The 16,938-nt window shown below is 76.4% G+C and carries 13 protein-coding genes and 2 pseudogenes; 3 read left to right on the top strand and 12 right to left on the bottom strand.

Translation table 11 applies throughout. The features are described 5' to 3' along the window. The first annotated feature begins 222 nt into the window (after nt 1–222). Together ACFZBD_RS03725 and ACFZBD_RS03720 are read left to right on the top strand one after the other, a co-directional pair. Nucleotides 223–780: a DoxX family membrane protein gene (locus ACFZBD_RS03725; protein WP_391134718.1), complete on the top strand. Its 558-nt coding sequence runs from the start codon at nt 223–225 to the stop codon at nt 778–780. Nucleotides 781–904: 124 nt separating this feature from the next. Continuing rightward, the gene (locus ACFZBD_RS03720; protein WP_391134716.1) at nt 905–1,915 is read left to right on the top strand and encodes a DNA topoisomerase IB; all 1,011 of its coding nucleotides are present in this window, start codon (nt 905–907) and stop codon (nt 1,913–1,915) included. Here the strand turns inward: ACFZBD_RS03720 and ACFZBD_RS03715 are convergent. From ACFZBD_RS03715 to ACFZBD_RS03705, 3 genes are all read right to left on the bottom strand, one after another. Further along, the gene (locus ACFZBD_RS03715) at nt 1,908–2,438 is read right to left on the bottom strand and encodes a hypothetical protein (protein ID WP_391134714.1); all 531 of its coding nucleotides are present in this window, start codon (nt 2,436–2,438) and stop codon (nt 1,908–1,910) included. The genes ACFZBD_RS03720 and ACFZBD_RS03715 overlap by 8 nt on opposite strands. Before the next feature lie 222 nt (nt 2,439–2,660). Then, nucleotides 2,661–3,470 carry an SDR family oxidoreductase gene (locus ACFZBD_RS03710; RefSeq protein ID WP_391134711.1) on the bottom strand — a complete coding sequence of 270 codons (810 nt, stop codon included), beginning with the start codon at nt 3,468–3,470 and terminating at the stop codon, nt 2,661–2,663. Nucleotides 3,471–3,507: 37 nt separating this feature from the next. Beyond that, the gene (locus ACFZBD_RS03705) at nt 3,508–4,254 is read right to left on the bottom strand and encodes an SDR family NAD(P)-dependent oxidoreductase (protein WP_391134708.1); all 747 of its coding nucleotides are present in this window, start codon (nt 4,252–4,254) and stop codon (nt 3,508–3,510) included. Nucleotides 4,255–4,812: 558 nt separating this feature from the next. Between ACFZBD_RS03705 and ACFZBD_RS03700 the strand changes: the two genes are divergently transcribed. Beyond that, nucleotides 4,813–6,144 (top strand): MFS transporter, encoded by a 1,332-nt coding sequence (locus ACFZBD_RS03700; RefSeq protein ID WP_391135915.1) that lies wholly within the window; start codon nt 4,813–4,815, stop codon nt 6,142–6,144. 223 nt (nt 6,145–6,367) lie between these two features. Here the strand turns inward: ACFZBD_RS03700 and ACFZBD_RS03695 are convergent. The 9 genes and pseudogenes from ACFZBD_RS03695 to ACFZBD_RS03655 form a co-directional block, all read right to left on the bottom strand. Next, nucleotides 6,368–7,156, bottom strand: a pseudogene (locus tag ACFZBD_RS03695) (glycosyltransferase family 9 protein); the annotation flags it as partial. Nucleotides 7,157–7,185: 29 nt separating this feature from the next. Further along, nucleotides 7,186–8,568, bottom strand: a complete 1,383-nt coding sequence (locus ACFZBD_RS03690; RefSeq protein WP_391134705.1) for a PfkB family carbohydrate kinase — start codon at nt 8,566–8,568, stop codon at nt 7,186–7,188. A gap of 419 nt (nt 8,569–8,987) precedes the next feature. Further along, nucleotides 8,988–9,614: pseudogene (locus ACFZBD_RS03685) on the bottom strand (SIS domain-containing protein); the annotation flags it as partial. Nucleotides 9,615–9,751: 137 nt separating this feature from the next. After that, nucleotides 9,752–10,996 (bottom strand): glycosyltransferase, encoded by a 1,245-nt coding sequence (locus ACFZBD_RS03680; protein WP_391134702.1) that lies wholly within the window; start codon nt 10,994–10,996, stop codon nt 9,752–9,754. After that, a complete protein-coding gene (locus ACFZBD_RS03675) occupies nt 10,993–11,958 on the bottom strand; it encodes a glycosyltransferase (RefSeq protein WP_391134699.1) in 966 nt (321 codons plus the stop codon). The genes ACFZBD_RS03680 and ACFZBD_RS03675 overlap by 4 nt, the downstream gene beginning before the upstream one ends. Then, nucleotides 11,955–13,085, bottom strand: a complete 1,131-nt coding sequence (locus ACFZBD_RS03670) for a glycosyltransferase family 9 protein (RefSeq protein ID WP_391134696.1) — start codon at nt 13,083–13,085, stop codon at nt 11,955–11,957. Before ACFZBD_RS03670 ends, ACFZBD_RS03675 begins: the two co-directional genes overlap by 4 nt. Then, complete coding sequence (locus ACFZBD_RS03665) at nt 13,082–13,888, bottom strand: HAD-IIIA family hydrolase (protein ID WP_391135911.1); 807 nt, start codon at nt 13,886–13,888, stop codon at nt 13,082–13,084. Before ACFZBD_RS03665 ends, ACFZBD_RS03670 begins: the two co-directional genes overlap by 4 nt. A gap of 230 nt (nt 13,889–14,118) precedes the next feature. Continuing rightward, complete coding sequence (locus ACFZBD_RS03660; protein ID WP_391134692.1) at nt 14,119–15,183, bottom strand: glycosyltransferase; 1,065 nt, start codon at nt 15,181–15,183, stop codon at nt 14,119–14,121. Further along, nucleotides 15,180–16,844 carry a carbamoyltransferase C-terminal domain-containing protein gene (locus ACFZBD_RS03655; protein WP_391134689.1) on the bottom strand — a complete coding sequence of 555 codons (1,665 nt, stop codon included), beginning with the start codon at nt 16,842–16,844 and terminating at the stop codon, nt 15,180–15,182. The genes ACFZBD_RS03660 and ACFZBD_RS03655 overlap by 4 nt, the downstream gene beginning before the upstream one ends. Nucleotides 16,845–16,938 lie beyond the last annotated feature (94 nt).

The following is a 16,938-nucleotide window of genomic DNA, read 5'->3' as shown; positions in this document are numbered from 1 at the left end:
ATGATCGAGGGGCGGGGGACCGGCAAAATGTAGCGCACGACTCCGCCGGGCGGACCCGGCGGTCTCGAACGGACGGACGGGACGGCGCGGGCCGGGCAACCGCGGGGCGGCGTAACCCATGTGGCGCAACAACGCAGAGGCCCCGGCTCCCGGGGCGGCGAGAGTGGGTCACGGAGGGCACGCCGTACGCCCGCCCCGACCCCAGCGACCGGGAGACCCCTTATGACCTGCCTCAACCGACGCGACCTCGGGCTGCTCGTGCTGCGGGTCGGCACCGGCGCCGTTCTCGCCGCGCACGGAACCCAGAAGCTCTTCGGCTGGTTCGGCGGCGGCGGGGTCGAAGGCACGACCCACGCCATGGAGGCCATGGGCTTCTCCCCGGGCCGGGAGAGCGCGATCGCCGCGGGGGCAGGTGAGACCGGCGGCGGAGTCCTGCTCGCCCTCGGCCTCGCCACCCCCGCTGCCGGGGCCGCGGCGGCCGGCGCCATGGCGGGCGCGGTCGCCGTCCACGCCCCGGCCGGCTTCTTCGCCCAGGCCGGGGGCTATGAGTACCCGGCCTTCCTCGGCTTCACCGCCGCCGCCATCGGCGTCGCCGGTGCGGGCCGCTACTCCCTCGACCACGCCACCGGGCACGTCGTCGACCGCCCCTGGGTCGTCGCCGTCGCCTTCCTCGGCAGCGCCCTCGCCGCCGCGGCCGTCGTCGGACGCCGCGGCCGGATCCAGTCCGCCCGCTCGGCCGCGGAGCCCGTGCTCGACCCGGGCCCCGACGAAGCACCCTGAGCCCGGCCGGGCGGACCCGGCTGCGCGGACCGACGTACGGGGCCGGTCCGCGGCGCCCGCCCCGCTTCCGCCGCTCCCGGCAGCCCCCGGCAGTGAAACGGGCCGCACCGGGCACAAGGAGGACGTGCGACTGAGAACGAGCGACCCCGACCGTCCGGGGTGGCGGCGCGTACGCCACGGCCGAGGCTTCCGCTATCTGGACGCCGACGGACACCCCCTGGCGAAGGACGACACCGAGCGCGTCAAGGCGCTGGTCATCCCCCCGGCATGGCAGGACGTGTGGATCTGCCCCTGGCCCAACGGCCACATCCAGGCCATCGGCACCGACGACGCCGGCCGCCGCCAGTACCTCTACCACGAGGAGTTCCGGCGCCGGCAGGACGAGGTGAAGCACGAGCACGTCCGCGCGGTCGCCCGCAGCCTCCCCCGGCTCCGCGAAGGCATCGCCGCCGACCTGGAGCGCCGGGGCCTGTGCCGCGCACGCGTCCTCGCCTGCGCGGCACGCCTGCTCGACCTCGGCTTCTTCCGGGTCGGCGGCGACGGCTACCGCCGCGACAACGGCTCGTACGGCCTCACCACCCTGCGACGCGAACACGCCCGCTGCGCCCGGGGCGAGGTCCGCCTCAGCTACCCCGCCAAGTCCGGCCGCCACCAGACCCGCGCCCTCGTGGACGAGGCCGCGCACAAGGTCCTGAGGGCCCTGCTCCGCCGACGCGGCGGCGGAGAGCAGCTGTTCGCCTACTGGGACCACGGCGCGTGGCACGACGTCCACGCCGACGAACTCAACGCCTACCTCCGTGAGCGCTCCGGCAGCGACATCACCGCCAAGGACTTCCGGACCTGGCACGCCACCGTCCTCGCCGCCGTCGCCCTCGCCGTCTCCGAGGTGAGGGCGGGGGAGTCACGGACCGCCCGGGCCAGGGCGGTCGGCCGGGCCGTACGGGAAGTCAGCGGCTACCTCGGCAACACGCCCGCCGTCTGCCGCAGTTCGTACATCGACCCGACCGTCGTCGAACGCTTCGAGGCAGGGGACACGATCGCGTCCGCCCTGGACCGCCTCGGCGAGGACGGGGTGTTCGGCCGCCCCGCCACCCAGGGGGCGGTGGAGCGGGCGGTCCTGCGGCTGCTCAACTGAGGCTCGCGGGAGGGAGGTCGCGCGGGGCGGCCGTTCCTGCCGCGGTCGACCGTACCTCCGCTGTCAGGACGTGCGTCGCGGCCGTCGTCCGCATGGCCTCCAGGGCCTGGGACTGGCGCCGGGCGCGCTGGATCAGCTCGTCGAGGGCGTCCGGGTCGAGACGGGGATCCGTCCGGGCCAGCCCGCGCAGGGAGCGCCAGCAGTCGGCCTTGCCCTCGACGGCCAGCCGCATCGCCTCCAGTTCGAGGACGTCGCTGAGCGGGGAGCGGGTCAGCACCCTTCCGTTGAACTTGAACCGTCCGAGCCTCTCGGCCGCCCATCCCGCCGCGGCCCTGGAACGCCGCCGGGGGACGCCGAGCACCTCCATGAGCCGGCACAGCGTCCGGCGGTCCTCCCGCACCTCCTCGGCCAGCCCGGCGAGTTGCCGTTCGAAGGCCCTGCCGCGATGCGCCCGGGTCATCCGGCGCGCCAACTGCACACCCGCGGAGGCTCCCGCGAGGTGGTCGTTGAGATAGACGGCCACCAAGGGGGGTCCGGAACGCTTCCCGGCACCCCTGCCGTGCCTCCACCCCGGCCCCCTCAGCTCTTCCGCTCCCGCCTCCGCCGTCGTCCTCGTGTTCGTCCTCGTCTTCACTTCGCCTCCGGCTCGTCCGCCCCGAGCGGCCGCCCGCGCGAACGGCGCGCGCGGCGTGTCCGCCGGTCATGCGGCGCGTACCCGCCGCCGTCCCGCCCAGACATCCCGTCGTCAGGGGCGCCGCCAGTCGTCGCTCTCCAGGTGCGAGCCCGCCATCGGCCCCATCCGCAGCATCCCGCCGTCCACCGACCACGAGGCGCCGGTGACGTACGACGCCTCCCGCCCCGCAAGCAGCGCCACCACGGCCGCCACCTCACGGGCGTCCCCCGGCCGGCCGAGCGGGATGCCCGGGCGGGACGCGGCGAGCACGTCGGCGTCCTCCTGGCCGGTCATCGGCGTGGCGATCTCGCCGGGCGCGACCGCGTTCACCGTGATGCCGTGCTCCGCCAGCTCCAGCGCCATGACCTGCGTCAGCAGCCCCAGGCCGCCCTTGGCCGCGCAGTACGGGCCGGCGCCGACCCGGGGCTGGTGCTCGTGCACCGACGTCACGTTCACGATCCGTCCGCCGCCGCCCTGGGCGATCATGCGCCGCGCCGCGCGCTGCGAACACAGCAGCGGCCCGACGAGGTCCACGTCGAGGACGGAACGGACGGTCGCCAGGTCGAGATCGAGGAAGGGTGTGGCCGTACCGGTCCCCGCGTTGTTGACGAGGACGTCGACCCGGCCCAGCTCCTCCGCCAGCAGATCGACCACGTCGGCCGCCTCCGGCAGCCGCGTCAGGTCCATCCGCGCGACCACCGCCCTGCGACCCTGGGCACGCACCTCCTCGGCCGTGGCCGAGGCGCCCTCCTCATCGGTGTGCCAGGTGATGCCCACGTCCAGTCCCGCCTCCGCCAGCCGCACCGCCACGGCGCGGCCGATACCGGAGTCCGCACCAGTGACGATCACCGTCCGGGGGTCGAAGCCGAGGGTGTCGGCCATGGCTCTGCCTCCTCCACAGAAGATTTCCGTCCGTCGGTCACGGCCACGAGGGTTCCCGCCGGGGGACGACCACAACCTCGGCGACCGCGCTTCCCGGCGGCACCGACAGCGCGTACATCACGGTGTCCGCCACGATCTCCGGGCTCTGCAGGAGCGAGACGTCGGCGTCCGGAAAACGGTCCAGGATGAAGGCCGTCTCCATGCCGCCGGCCACCACCCCCGTGACGCCGATGCCGGGGCAGTCGCGCTGCGCCTCCTTGAACAGGGTGTGCGTGAACGTCCGCAAGCCCGTCTTGCCGGCGGCGTACGGGCCCGCCTCCGTCCACGTACGGATCGCGGCCGTCGACAGGATGTTGACGATGTGTCCGCCGCCCCTCGCCACCATCCGCCCGTAGCCCTCCCGGCACAGGTACATCGGGCCGAGGAGGTTGGTGGTGATGACGTGCGTCATCTCCTCCGCCGTCAGCTGCTCCACGGCCTTGGTGACGTCGACGGCGGCGTTGTTGACCAGGATGTCGACCGCCTCGCCGGTGTCGTCCAGGTCCCGGAAGACCTCGGCCACCGCCTCCGCGTCGCGGACGTCCAGCACGACCGGCCGCGCCCGGCACCCCTCGGCGAGCAGGCTCTCGCACAGCTCCTTCGCGAGGTCCTGGCGCACGTCGGCGACCAGCACGGACGCTCCCGCGCGGGCGAGTCGCCGGACGATCGCCGCACCGAGCCCCCGCGCCCCACCGGTGACGAGAGCCTGCTTGCCGTCCAGCTCGACCTGTACGCCGCTGTTCATCGCGTTCCCTTCCGTGGGCGGGCGGTGCCGGTGCTCCGCGCACGGCGACTGCCGTGGCTCCGCCGTCGCCGTGCGTTCCGTCCCACTCTGCGTACGGGTCGGGGAGCGGGCGCGTCGGATTACGCCGCCGGGCGCAACGGCACCCCCTAGGGGGTGCCCGGGCGCGGGGCCGGGCGGGGGACGCCGCTCGGGCGGGGACGGCGGCCGGTGTGAGCAAGCACACCAGAGGCGGCGATGCCCGCAGGCGAGGGCCTGTTGGGGGTTTCCGGTGCCGTCGGCGCGGGACGGGCCGACGGCTTCTCGGGCACCGTCTGCCACGATGGTCGCCGGGACCGCCCCGCCGCTCACCGCCGAGCGCACGCGGAACGCCACTCCACCCTCCGGGGACAGGCGCACCGGCCCCCACGCTCCCTCCCCGTCCGCGCCGAAGCGCCCCCAGGTACCCCTGTGTCTTCCTCCACGCCACCGCCCTCGCCCGCCGTCCAGGGCGCTCCCGTCCCGCCGGCCCGGGACGCTTCGAGCGACCGCTCCCCCTGGCGTTCCCTGCGCGGGCGCAGCATGCGCTGGTGGGCCGTCGCCCACTTCGTCTCCAACGCCGGCACCTGGATGCAGCTCACCGTCCAGAACCTGCTCGTCCTCCAGATCACCGGCTCCGCCGCCGCGACGGGACTCTCCATGTCCGTCCAGGCCGCGCCCGGCCTGCTCCTGGGCCCCCTGGGCGGAGCCGTCGTGGACCGCTGGCCCCGGAAGCTGACGGCCGCCGTCGGCCAGACGCTGCTCGCCGGGATCGCCGCTCTCACCGCCGTACTCGTGGCGCTCGACCAACTGAACCTGCCCGTGCTCATGGGCCTGGCGGCGCTCACCGGGATCGTCGCGACGGTGGACGGGCCGGCTTGCGCCCTGCTCGGCAACGACCTCGTCCGCGCCGAGGACGTCCCCTCCGCCATCGGGGTCGGCTCCCTCGCCCACAGCGGGGGCCGGCTCGCCGGAGCCGCGCTCGCCGGCGTGACGGTGGGCGTCCTGGGCACGGCCGCCGCCTACGTCGCCAACGGGCTGTCGTTCCTCTTCGTCGCCGCCGTGATCCCCTTCCTCAAGCCCGTACGGCACGACGGGCGGCCGAAGGCCACGGGGCGGGCGCGGCGGCGGTCGCCGCGGGCGGAGCGGGCCGGGCGGACGCGGCTCGAGGGCGCGCGGCTCGGACGAGGCGGCGGCGCCGGTGACGGCGGGGGCGGTGTACGGGAAGGGCTGGCCTTCTTCGCCCGGCGCCCGCGGCTGGTCGCCCTGGCGGGCCTCAACGCCGTCAGCGCCCTGTTCGGCCGCAACTACTCGCTCACCCTCGTGGTCCTGGTCACCGGCCCCCTCGCGGGGGACGCCGCAACGTTCAGCACCGTGGCCACCGTGCTGGCCGTGGGCGGCATCGTCGGCGCCGTGCTCGGCGCCCGCCTGCGCCGCCCCGGGGTCCGGCTGGTCGCCCTCCTGACGCTCGCCGGGGCGCTGCTCCAGGTCCTCGCCGGCGTCGTGCCGTCGGTCGCCGTCCTGCTGGTCCTCGTCCTGCCCATGGCGGTCGCCGAGTCCGTCGCGGACACCGCCCAGAACACCGTCCTGCAGACCGACCCCCCGCCCGCTCTGCGCGGCCGCGTCCTCGGCGCCTGGAACAGCGTCCGCACGCTGTGGGGCCTGGCGGCCCCTCCGACTCTGGGCCTCCTGATGGAGCTCCTCGGCGTCCGCGGAGCCCTGGTGACGGGCGGCCTCCTCGTCGCGGCCACGGTCACCGCGGCCCTGGCCGTCCGCTCACGCCGGGGCCGGACCAAGGCCGTCCCGCTTCCCGCCCTCGTACCGATCGGGCCGGCTGTCCCGACGGCGCGGGCCCGGGTGGGCACGGCGGTCTGACGGCGGGAGTGCCCGCCAGGGCCCTTTGCATGGTCCTCGCCACCTCGTCCGGGGTGATCCGGAGGAGTCTGGGATCCGGGGCCGGACCGTGGGGGTCGCCCGGTCGGAGGGGGTCGTCGGTGGGGGAAGGGTGCCAGATCGGGTGGTGCGGGCCGGCGGCCGGCGGGCCCCAGAGCCGGGGCGCAACCGGCCCGAAGAGGACGACGGAGGGGGTGGCCAGGGCCGAGGCGAGGTGGGCCAGCCCCGTGTCGCCCACCACCACGCAGCGTGCCTCCGCCACCAGCGCGCACAGCCGGTCGAACGGCACGTCGTGCCCACCGCCCATGACCGACGCGGCGGGCAGGCCCGCCAGCTCCGCCACCGCACGGGCCGTCGGGCCCTCGCCACGGCCCGCCGTGACCGCCACCGGGTGCCCGGCCCTCCGCGCGGCGCGCGCCACGGCGGCGAAGCGGTCGACGGGCCAGCGGCGGGCGGCCGCGTCCGCCCCCGGGTGGATCACCACGGCCCCCGGCAGCGGGGAGGGCACGACCGGGCGCGGGATGCGCAGCGCGTCGGGGTCGGCGTCGAGGCCGTACCAGCGCAGCAGCCGGCACCAGCGCTCCCGTTCGTGCTCGTCCGCCTGCCACCGCGGGCCCCGCTGATCCGGCAGGCCGGGATGGCGGAACGCCCAGAGCGCGCCCGGCCCGAGCCCCGCCAGAAGGCGGTGGCTGAGCGGGCCGTTGCCGTGGAGGTCGACCGCGAGGACGGGCGGCGGGCCGGGCCAGTGCAGCGCGGCCGGGACCTCGCGCCCCGAGGCACGCGTCGGCAACAGCCGGTCGACCGCGCCGGTGGCCCGCGCGACGTCCGCGAGCCGCGCCGGAGCGGCGAGGACGATCTCGTGGCCGGGGTATCCCCGGCGCAGCGCCCGCAGGGCCGGTACGGCGGTCAGCAGGTCGCCGAGCCCCAGGGCGCGGAGCACCAGGACGCTCGGCCGCCGCCCGGTGGCGTGCTCGCCCTCGCTCGCGTACGCCATGTCCGACAGGTCCTCCGCCTCCCGCGCCGTCACCGTTCGGCCGCCGCCCGGGCCGCGCGGTCGGCGAGGGAGGTGGTGGAACGGCCGTCGAGATAAGGCAGCACCACCGCCTGGCCGTCCCACTTCCGCAGCACCTCCGCCTCGGGCAGGTCGTCGGCCGCGTAGTCCCCGCCCTTGACCCACACGTCGGGCCGCAGCGCTTCGAGGAGCCGTACGGGAGTGTCCTCCTCGAAGGACACCACCGCGTCGACGCTGCCCAGTGCGCCGAGCACCCGCATGCGGTCCGCCAGCGGGTTCAGCGGCCGCCCCGGGCCCTTGAGTCGGGTCAGCGAGGCGTCGGAGTTCACGCAGACGATCAGGCAGTCCCCGATCCGGCCCGCGTTCTCGAGGAGACCCACATGGCCCGCGTGCAGCAGGTCGAAGCAGCCGCCGGTGGCCACCACGGTGCCCCCGCGCGCGTGGACCCGGCGCGCCAGCTCGAAGGCGTCGGAGGACGGCGGCGGTCCGGCGTCGCCGGGGCCGGCCGGTTCCCAGAGGCCGGGGTTGCCCGCGCCTCCGGCGTTCACGAACGCCGCCGCCTCGGCGACCGCGCGGACGACCGCCTCCTCCGGGAGCGCGCCGTCCGCGAGGGCGCAGGCGACCGCCGCCGCGAAGCAGTCGCCCGCGCCGCACGGATCGCCGGAGGCGCGGTAGGGGGGCGGAACCAGGACCGGAGCGGACCCCGGCCGGGTGAGGAGCGCACCCCGCTCGCCGAGCGTCACGCACACGGAGCCGGCCGCCCACCGCCCGGCGAGGTCGGCGCCCCGGCCGGCGTGGGCACGCAGGGAGCTGCCGACGACGGCGCAGAGCGCGGTCGCCTCGGAGGCGTTGGGGGTGACCAGGCGGGCGCCCGGAACCGGCGGGCCGCCCCGGGGATGCGGGTCCCAGACGAGCGGCACCCGCGGGGCGGCGGAGGCGAGCGCGGTGCGCAGGACGTCGGCCGTGCCCCGGCCGTAGTCGGCCACGAGGACGGCCCGGGCCGAGGCCAGGGCGGCGAGGACGCCGGACCCGGGCGCGCCCGGCGTACCGCCGCCCCGGTCGATCCGTACCACCGGCCGGCCGGCGGCGAGCACCCGTGTCTTCACCGGCAGCGTCCCGTCCAGCGGAAGCTCCGCCAGGGCCACCCGGTCCCGCAGCGCGCGCCGGGCGGTGTCGCTCGCCGCGTCCCGGCCGAGCGCGGTGATCAGGACGACCTCCCCGCCGTACCGGGCGGCGAGCGCGGCCGCCAGGCCGGCCCCGCCGGGCCGGGACCGCCGCGTGGCGGCCTCGACGACGGGCACGGGGGCATCGGGGGCGAGGCGGGTGGCGTCTCCCTCGATGTCCTCGTCGAGGAGGAGGTCGCCGACGACGACGAGCGGCCCGGACGAGTTCACGGCGACCTCCTGAGGACGGGGGCGGGGGTGGCCGCCGGGCCGGAGGGGGGCGCGGGCGCGCGGTCGGGTGCGGGGCCGCGGTCGGGTGCGGACCCGTCGGTGGGCAGCCCGCGCTGCGGCGCGCCGGCCCTCGCCGCATTCCGGCGAACCGTGTTCCGTGCGGCCGAAGCCGAAGCCGAAGCCGAAGCCGAAGCCGAAGCCGAAGCCGAAGGCGGTGTCGGAGCCGGAGCCGGTGCCGGTGTCGGTGCGGGCCTCGTTCCCGAAACCGACGCAGCCCCGCGTGCGGCCGTCTTCGGTCGTCCCGTCTTCCGGGCCGGGGCCGCCCGGGCCGCCCCGTTCAGGACGACCCCGTCGGGCCGCGCCCCGGCCGCCCCGGCCGCTTCCGCTGCCCGGGAAGCCGTCCGCGTGTCCCGTACCCCCGCGACGGCGGCGTCGAAGGATGCGCAGAGCAGGTGCACGGCGACCAGGTGAGCCTCCTGCACCGTCGCCGCCGTGGCCGCGTCGACGCACAGAGCCTCGTCGGCCGCCTCCGACAGCGGGTTGGGGGACGGGCCGGTCAGGGCCCAGACCCGGAGTCCGGCGGACCGGGCGGTCATGGCGGCGGAGAGGAGATTGGCGCTGCTCCCCGAGGTCGACAGCAGGACGAGGACGTCGCCGGGGCGGCCGTGCGCGGCGACCTGGCGGGCGAAGACCTGCTCGAAGCCGTAGTCGTTGCCGATGGCGGTGAGGCTCGACGTCTCCGCGTGGAGCGCGAGCGCGGAGTAGGCGGGCCGCTCCTCCCGATAGCGGCCGACCAGTTCGGCCGTCAGGTGCTGCGCCTGCGCGGCGCTGCCGCCGTTGCCCGCCGCCAGCAGTCGTCCCCCTGCCGGGAGCGCTTCGGCGAGCTGCTCGCCCCAGCGGGCGAGCAGCCCGAGGTCCCGGCGGCGCAGCCGCTCCAGGGCGCCCGCGAGCGCCTCGACGTGCCGCGCGGCGTCGTCGTACGGGTGGGGCGAGGAGGGCCGCGCGGGCGAGGTATGAGGGAGGCGTGACGTGGGGGAATGGCTCATGGTGGGTCGGCCGGGCGCTTGCTTCGGCGCCCCGCCGCACCTCCTTCCGGCTTCGGTGCTTCCGTGCTTCCGTACTTCGTGGCTCGTGGCCGGTCCGCCGCCGGCCCGGTGAGGCCGCCCGCGGCCGCCCTCGCCGTTCAGAGCGCTCGCGCGACGGGGGCGCGGGCGGCGAGGGCCGTCCGGTACGAGACCTCCGTGGCAGCCGCCACCCGCGCCCAGGAGAACCGTTCGAGGACGCGCCGGCGGCCCGCCTTCCCGTAGGCCGCACGCAGGGCGGGATCGTCGAGCAGGGCGGACACCGCCGCGGCGAGGGCCCTGGGATCCCGCGGCGGCACCAGCAGCCCGTTGACCCCGTCGGCGACGGTGTCGAGCTGCCCGCCCACGGCGCTGGCGACGAGCGGCCGCCCGCAGGCCATGGCTTCCAGGGGGACGATGCCGAAGGGCTCGTAGTCGGCAGGGCAGAGGACGACGTCCGCGCCTCGTATGAGGGCGGGCACCTCCGTGGTGGGGACGCCGCCGAGGAAGCGGACCCGGTCCGCGACGCCGGCCTGCCGTGCGAGGGCACGCAGGCGCCGTACCTCCGGATCGCGGTCGAGCCGCTCGGCGGGCGGCCCTCCGGCGAGGACCAGCTCCGCGTCCGGCAGCCCGGCCAGGGCCGCGATGGACACCGCCGCCCCCTTGCGCGGTACGAGACGCCCCAAGTGGAGCAGCCGGTACGGGTACGGTCCCCGGGGCGCGACGGCGCCGTCGGGGCGGAAGACGCCGGGGTCGACGCCGCAGGGGACGATGTCCACCTTGGTGCGCGGGACGCCCATGGCGGCCAGTTCGTCCACTTCGTCGCGGCAGGTGGCGATGACCCGCTCGCAGCCCGCGCCGACGTCGCTCTCGCAGGCGATCCGGACCCGCGGGCTGGTGTCCGCGTGGCCCTGGTGCCGCCGCTTGACGGTGCCGAGGGCGTGGTACGTGTGCAGCAGCGGCAACCCGGTCTCGCGAGTGGCCCGAAGCGCGGCGACGCCGGACATCCAGAAGTGCGAGTGGACCGCGTCGGGGGCGCGGACCTGCCAGTGCCCGGCGAGATGATGGGCGAACTCCTGCATGTACGGCAGGAGTTCGTCCTTGGGCATCGGTTCGGGCGGCCCCGCGGGCACGTGGTGCACCTCGACGCCGGACCGTAGCTCCGTGTGGACCGGGAGGTCCGGGGCGTCGCGCCGGGTGTACACGGTGACCTGGTGGCCGAGGTCGGCGAGCGCCCCGGCGAGATGGGCCACGTGGACGTTCTGGCCGCCGGAGTCGACGTCACCGGGGGGCGCGAGGGGGCTTGCGTGCTCGGAGACGAGGGCGAGGGCCAGGGGACGGCCGCCGGTGGTGGGAAGCGATGTCATGACCGTACCTCCGCGATGAGCCGCTCCCAGTCGTCCAGGAAGCGTTTGAGGCCGTACCGCTCCAGGGCCGCCTGCCGGGCCCGCGCACCGTCTTCGGCGGCGGCCTCCGGTTCGGCGAGGTAGTGCCGCGCGGCGCGGGCGAGGACCTCGGGGCGGGTGGAGAGGGTTCCGGTGCCGGCGGGGACGGCCTCGACGGCCTCGGTGGTGGCCAGCGCCACCACGGGCATCCCCAGGTGCATGGCCTCCAGGAGGGAGAGCCCCAGCGAGGTCCAGCGCACGGGATGCAGATAGAGCCTGCGCTCGGCCATGGCGGCGTGGAGTCCGCCCTGGGGGAGGTCGGCCGCGCGGCACCGGTCGGCGGGCAGTCCGAGATGGCCGGCCAAGCCTTCCGTCCGCATGCCGAAGACATCGAGCGGTGCCGCCCCGGCCAGCAGCGGCAGCAGGTCCGTACCCACGTAACGGCCCCGTCTGACAGGCTCGTTGACGACGACGGCGGCTCGCGGCAGCCGACCGGTGTAGAGGTGGCCCGGATCGACGATGCCGTGTTCGATGACGGTGGTGCGGGTGGTGCCGTTGTCCCAGAAGAGCCGGTTGAAGTGGGTGACGTGCACCAGCGTCACGTCGTCGCGGTCGGCCATGGGGTGCCGGGTGTCGGGCACGTCACCGCGCGGGGTGTTGTGTTCCAGGTAGACGGCCGGCACGTCCTTGCCCGGGCGGCGGCCGCCGAGCCAGCGGTCGGCCAGCTCCTCCTCATGCGGGCGCTGTAGCACCACGAGGTCCACCGGGGCGTCGGCCAGTTCCTCCGGGGTCGCCTCGCGGACGGTCGACGGCCAGCTGAAGGTCTCCGCCCGGCCGCGCCCGTCGGCTCCCCGGTCCGGGGTGACGGGGACGAGGTAGGTGTGGGGGCCCTGGACGAACGCCGTGGTCCAGGAACCGTGCACGTGCCACAGCAGGATGTTCATACGCCCGCTCCTCGCTCGGTCCCGTAAGCGCCCTCGCGGCGGACCCGTTCGGTGCCCGGCCCCGGTCGGCCGCGGGCGTGGGACGCCGCACCGGCATGAGCGGTGTCGTCCACCGGCGGGTCGACGAGGGCGGCCACCGCCGCGATCACGTCGGCGTCGCCGACCGCGTCGAGGCACGGATGCCCCTCGACCGGGCAGACCCTGGCCCTGGTCAGCGCGCAGGGTGCGGTCTGGTCGCCGAGCAGCGCATGGGGGACGCCGTACGGTCGCCAGCGCTCGGCGGGCACCACCGGCGCGAACAGGCAGACCACGGGCGTGCCGACGGCCGCCGCCAGGTGGGCGGGGCCGCTGTTGCCGGCCACCACGCACCGGGCGCGGCCGAGGACTCCGGCGAGGGTGCGCAGATCGGGGGTGGCCCCGCCCAGGTCGACGGCGTGCCGGCCCGCGACCCATGCCGTGAGCGCCTTCTCGGCGGGGCCGCCGGTCACGATCACCCGGTGGCCGGCGTGGTGCAGGGCGGCCGCGGCCCGCTCCGCCCGCGCGGGGCTCCACGCGCGGGCGGGCACCGCCGCGCCGGGGTGCAGCACGACGTACGGCTCGGGGCCGGTCAGTCCGGCGGTGTCGGGCGGGTCGGAGACGCGCAGGGCGCCGTCGTCGCCGGGCGGCAGCCGGAACCCGGCGGCGTGCGCCAGGTCCCGCGCGGCCTCCGCCTCGTGCCGGCCCGGACGGCGGCGGTGCCGCAGGTCGAGCAGGGTGCCGGGATAGTCCTCGCTGTCGGCGGCGATCCACGGCACTCCGGCGAGCTTCAGGAGCAGGGCGGCCGGGAGCGGACTCTGGTGGTACGAGACGAGGACGAGAGCGCGGTCGAAGCGGTGCGCGGTGACGGCTTCGACGAGTGCGGCGCAGGCGCGCGACGACACCGGGGGCGGTTCCAGGCCCACCCAGGGTGCGTCGTGGACGAGGACGTCGTCCACCCCGGGGAGCACCTCGGCGGCGGGGGCGCCGAGCGGGCCGCAGAGCATCGCGGTCCGCGACGACCCGGCCGCCACCGCTCGGACGGCGGGCCCGGCGAGCAGTACGTCCCCGGCGCTGTCCAGGCGTACGACGAGGGTGCGGGGCGCGTTCATCGGCCACCTCCGGGCGGCGACGGGTGTCCGCCGCCGGAGCCCCGCGGGCGCGGGCCGGGGTCACGGCCGCGGGCGCCTTCCGGGTGCGAGCGGCCGCCCGGCGCCGGCGGGCGCGCGGGCGCCTGGGGGGCGGCGTGGGCGGGGGCGTGGGGCGGGAAATCGTCCGGTCCGGCGACGGGCATCGCTCCGGCGAACGGGGTGTGCACGGTCGGCGCTTCGGCCTCCGCGTCGTCGGCGAGCGGTCGGCGTTCCGCCGCTGGGGGAGCCACCCCGGCTTCGGCTGTCGCGCCTTCGCCGAGCAGTCGGCGTGTCGCCGCGGGGAGATCCGCTCCTGTCCCCGTCAGCAGCCTGCGGACCGCGGTCCGCAGGTCGGGGGCGGTCTCGGCGGCGGTCTCGATCTCGGTGGGGAGGGTGACCGGGGTCGGGACGAGGACGCCTCGGGCGCCGGCGGCGCGGGCCGCCTCGGTGTCCGCCGCGATGTCGCCGATCACGACCGTGCGGGCGGGCGGAACTCCCAGCCGCGCGCAGGCGGCCAGGACGAGGCCGGGTTCGGGTTTGCGGCAGGCGCAGCCGTCGTCGGGTCCGTGCGGGCAGACCGCCCAGACGGCGAAGGGGCCGAGGAGCGCGTCGACCCGCCTCCGTACCGCCTCCACGTCAGGACGGGTGATCAGGCCGCGGGCCAGGCCCGACTGGTTGCTCACCACTCCGACGGCGATCCCGAGGCTCCGGAGGGCGGCGACGGCCTCGACGGCGCCCGCCATCGGCGTCACCAATGCGGGATCGCCGTTGTACGGGACGTCAATGATCAGGGTTCCGTCGCGGTCGAAGAGGACGGCCCGCGGCAGCCGCGCGTCCGGCCCGCGCGGCCGGCCGCGCCCCGCCGTTCCCCGGGACGTCGCGGGTCCCCCGTCCGGCCCGCCGTCGAGAAGCCACGGTCCGGACGTCGACGGGAACCCTGTTCCACCGCGTCCGGCGCCGGCCGCGCGTCCCCCGTGCGCGTCGGGCGCGTGAGGCCGGGCTGTCGAAGGGCCGGTCATGAGCGGACCTCCGCGCGCCGGGGCTCGTCCGGGGCGCTCCGGTACCGGGCGGGCGGGCCGGCCGGGCCGCGGGGGCGGGCGCTCCGGTGGGCGATCAGGCCGCGCACGCGGTGCCACGCGGCGGCCGGGGGGATGACGACGCTCGTCAGGAGCATGCTGGTGATCTCCTCGCGCGTGCGGGGCCCGGGGGCGATGCGGGCGAGGGCGAACTCGGCGGTGCCCGCGAGCCAGCCCGCCGCGCACACGGCGGCGCCGGTCCGGCGGCCGAGGGCGGCGCAGCCCAGGGCGGAGACGCCGGCCGCGGTCACCGCCAGGTGGCGGGGGATCCGGCCGCGGGGCGCGTCCGCGCGGGTCCACCAGTCGGCGCCGTGCAGCCGCTTCATCAGGATGTCGTCGGCGTTTCCGGCCTGTTGGCGCAGCGAGATCCAGCGGTCGGCGGGGCGTACGGGATGGGTGGTCCTGCGGGTTCCGGCCGCGAGGACCCAGCCGCCGTCGAGGAGCCGCAGCGCCAGGTCGGCGTCCTCCCGGAAGGCGCGGCGGAAGCGTTCGTCGAAGCCGCCGGAGGCGTCCAGCGCTTCGCGGCGGAAGGCCATGTCGGCGGTGATCCAGCGGGCGGTGGCGAGGCCGGCCGTGTTGCGTTCCCAGTCGGTGGCGCGGCGGTCGGCCGGGAGCGGTACGTCGATGCGTGCGGAGACCCCCGCCGTGTCGGACGAGGCCGTGGCGAGGTCGCGGACCAGGTCCTCGCCCCAGGTGGCCGAGGGGAGCACGTCGTCGTCGAGGAAGACGATCCAGGGGACGGAACCCGTGGCCGCGACGCCGGTGTTGCGGGCCGCCGCCGGCCCGCGGCCTCCGCCGGGCACCACGACGGTCCTGGCCTTCAAGGCCTCCGGGATCCTGAGCCCGGGGATGGCGCCGCCGCCGGGGCGGTCGTGGACGATCACGACCCGGGCGGGCCTCGGCCCGGGGGAGGCGGCCAGGGCGTCGAGGCAGCGACCGAGGCTGGGCCGGCCGAGGGTCGGGATGACGACGGCGTACGAGAGCGGGGTGCGGGTGTCGTTCACCGGGACCACCCGCCCGCGGACGACCGGAACATCTCGCCGCGGTGGACCGCGAAGGGGCCGATGGCCAGCAGGTCGACCGGCGCGGATCCGAAGCACTCCAGGGCGTCGCGCGGATCGTCCACCATGGGCCGTCCGGCGGTGTTGAGGCTCGTGTTGACCACGACCGGCAGGCCGGTGCGGCGCTCGAACTCCTCCAGAACGCGGGCCATCAGCGGTTCCCTTCCACGGTCGACGGTCTGGATGCGTGCCGTGCCGTCCACGTGCACGACCGCGGGGATCCGGTCCCGCCATCCGGTGGCGACCCGGTGGACGAAGAGCATGTAGGGGCTGGGTAGTTGTCCGTCGAAGATCTCGGCGGCGCGCTCGGCGAGCACCATGGGCGCGACGGGACGGAACTGTTCGCGGCCCTTCACGTCGTTGAGTCGCTCCAGGTTGCCCGCGTGGCCCGGGTGGGCGAGCAGCGAGCGGTGGCCGAGTGCCCGGGGACCGTACTCCGAACGCCCTTGGAACCAGGCGACGACGGCGTTGTCGGCCAGGGCCTGGGCCACGGTGGCGGCGATGTCCGGGGGGCGTTCGAAGGGGATGGCGGCCGTCTTGAGGAGCCCGGCGAGTTCGGCGTCGGACCAGTCCCGCCCGAGGGCGGCGGTGGACATCGGTTCGGGGTCGTCCCCCGCTCCGGCGGAGAGCAGCAGCGCGCTGCCGAGGGCGGTTCCGGCGTCACCCGCGGCGGGCTGGACCCAGACGCGGTCGAACGGGCCTTCGCGGGCGATCCGGGAGTTGGCCACGCAGTTGAGGGCGACCCCGCCGGCCAGGGTGAGGAGTCGGTCGTGCGTGCGCCCGTGGAGCCAGCGCACGAGATCGAGCATCGTCTCCTCGAGGACGGCCTGGGCGCTCGCCGCCACGTCGGCGTGGGCCCGGGTCCACTGCTCGTCGGGCGCGCGCGGTGGACAGAACTCGCCCCACGGGACACCGCTCGCACGGAAACCGCCGTCGCCCGTCGGGTGGACGTGGCGGCGGAGTTCGGCCAACATCCGGGGGGTTCCGTGCGAGGCGAGGGCCATCACCTTGAACTCGTCGGAGGAGCGCAGGAACCCGAGGTGCGCGGTGAGCTCCTCGTACACGAGGCCGAGGGATTCGGGGAGGTCCTGGGCGTACAGCGGCTCGATGCGGTCACCGGTCCGGCGCGCCGAGAGGTGGGAGCCGCGCTCGCCCCGCCCGTCGAGGACGAGGACCGAGGAGGTGCCGGCGTCGTCGGCGGCGAAGGCGCTCGACGCGGCGTGCGCCATGTGGTGGCCGACGAAGCGGACGATGCCGGGGTCGAGGCCGGGCAGCGCGGCCTCGAGGAACCCGGGGGCCTCTCGTGCGTAGCTCTGACGGAGGTGGTCCCACGGATCGTCGAGGCCCATGTCCGCGGCCGGCCGGGCCTGCGCCGGGTCGTAGGAGTACGCGACGGCGTCGAGGTCCTGTGGTCGCAGCCCGGCGCGCTCAAGGCACCATCGGGCAGCCTGTTCGGGCAGCTCCCAGGCGGAGAACGGCACGGGGCGTTTGCCGTGCTTACGCCTGGAGAATCGTTCCTCCTCGGCAGCGGCGACCGTCGTGCCGTCGACGACCAGGGCGGCGGCGGGGTCGTGGAAGAGTGCGTTGATGCCGAGAACGCGCATGGTGCGGGGCCTTTCCGCTGTCGGGTGGGGGCTGTCTCGGGACGGGCCGGCTCGCGGTTCCGCGAGGGGCGCTACCGGCGGCGGTGCACGCGCG

It is taken from the genome of Streptomyces sp. NPDC008121 (genome assembly GCF_042957155.1).
Classification (GTDB): Bacteria; Actinomycetota; Actinomycetes; order Streptomycetales; family Streptomycetaceae; genus Streptomyces.
This window is presented reverse-complemented; position numbering and strand designations above follow the sequence as displayed.

Bases quoted from the DNA above. Each gene is read 5' to 3' on its own strand.
- ACFZBD_RS03725 (WP_391134718.1), top strand. From the start codon at position 223: ATGACCTGCCTCAACCGACGCGACCTCGGGCTGCTCGTGCTGCGGGTC.
- ACFZBD_RS03710 (WP_391134711.1), bottom strand. From the start codon at position 3,470: ATGGCCGACACCCTCGGCTTCGACCCCCGGACGGTGATCGTCACTGGT.
- ACFZBD_RS03705 (WP_391134708.1), bottom strand. From the start codon at position 4,254: ATGAACAGCGGCGTACAGGTCGAGCTGGACGGCAAGCAGGCTCTCGTC.
- ACFZBD_RS03700 (WP_391135915.1), top strand. From the start codon at position 4,813: ATGCGCTGGTGGGCCGTCGCCCACTTCGTCTCCAACGCCGGCACCTGG.
- ACFZBD_RS03680 (WP_391134702.1), bottom strand. From the start codon at position 10,996: ATGACATCGCTTCCCACCACCGGCGGCCGTCCCCTGGCCCTCGCCCTC.
- ACFZBD_RS03675 (WP_391134699.1), bottom strand. From the start codon at position 11,958: ATGAACATCCTGCTGTGGCACGTGCACGGTTCCTGGACCACGGCGTTC.
- ACFZBD_RS03670 (WP_391134696.1), bottom strand. From the start codon at position 13,085: ATGAACGCGCCCCGCACCCTCGTCGTACGCCTGGACAGCGCCGGGGAC.
- ACFZBD_RS03655 (WP_391134689.1), bottom strand. From the start codon at position 16,844: ATGCGCGTTCTCGGCATCAACGCACTCTTCCACGACCCCGCCGCCGCC.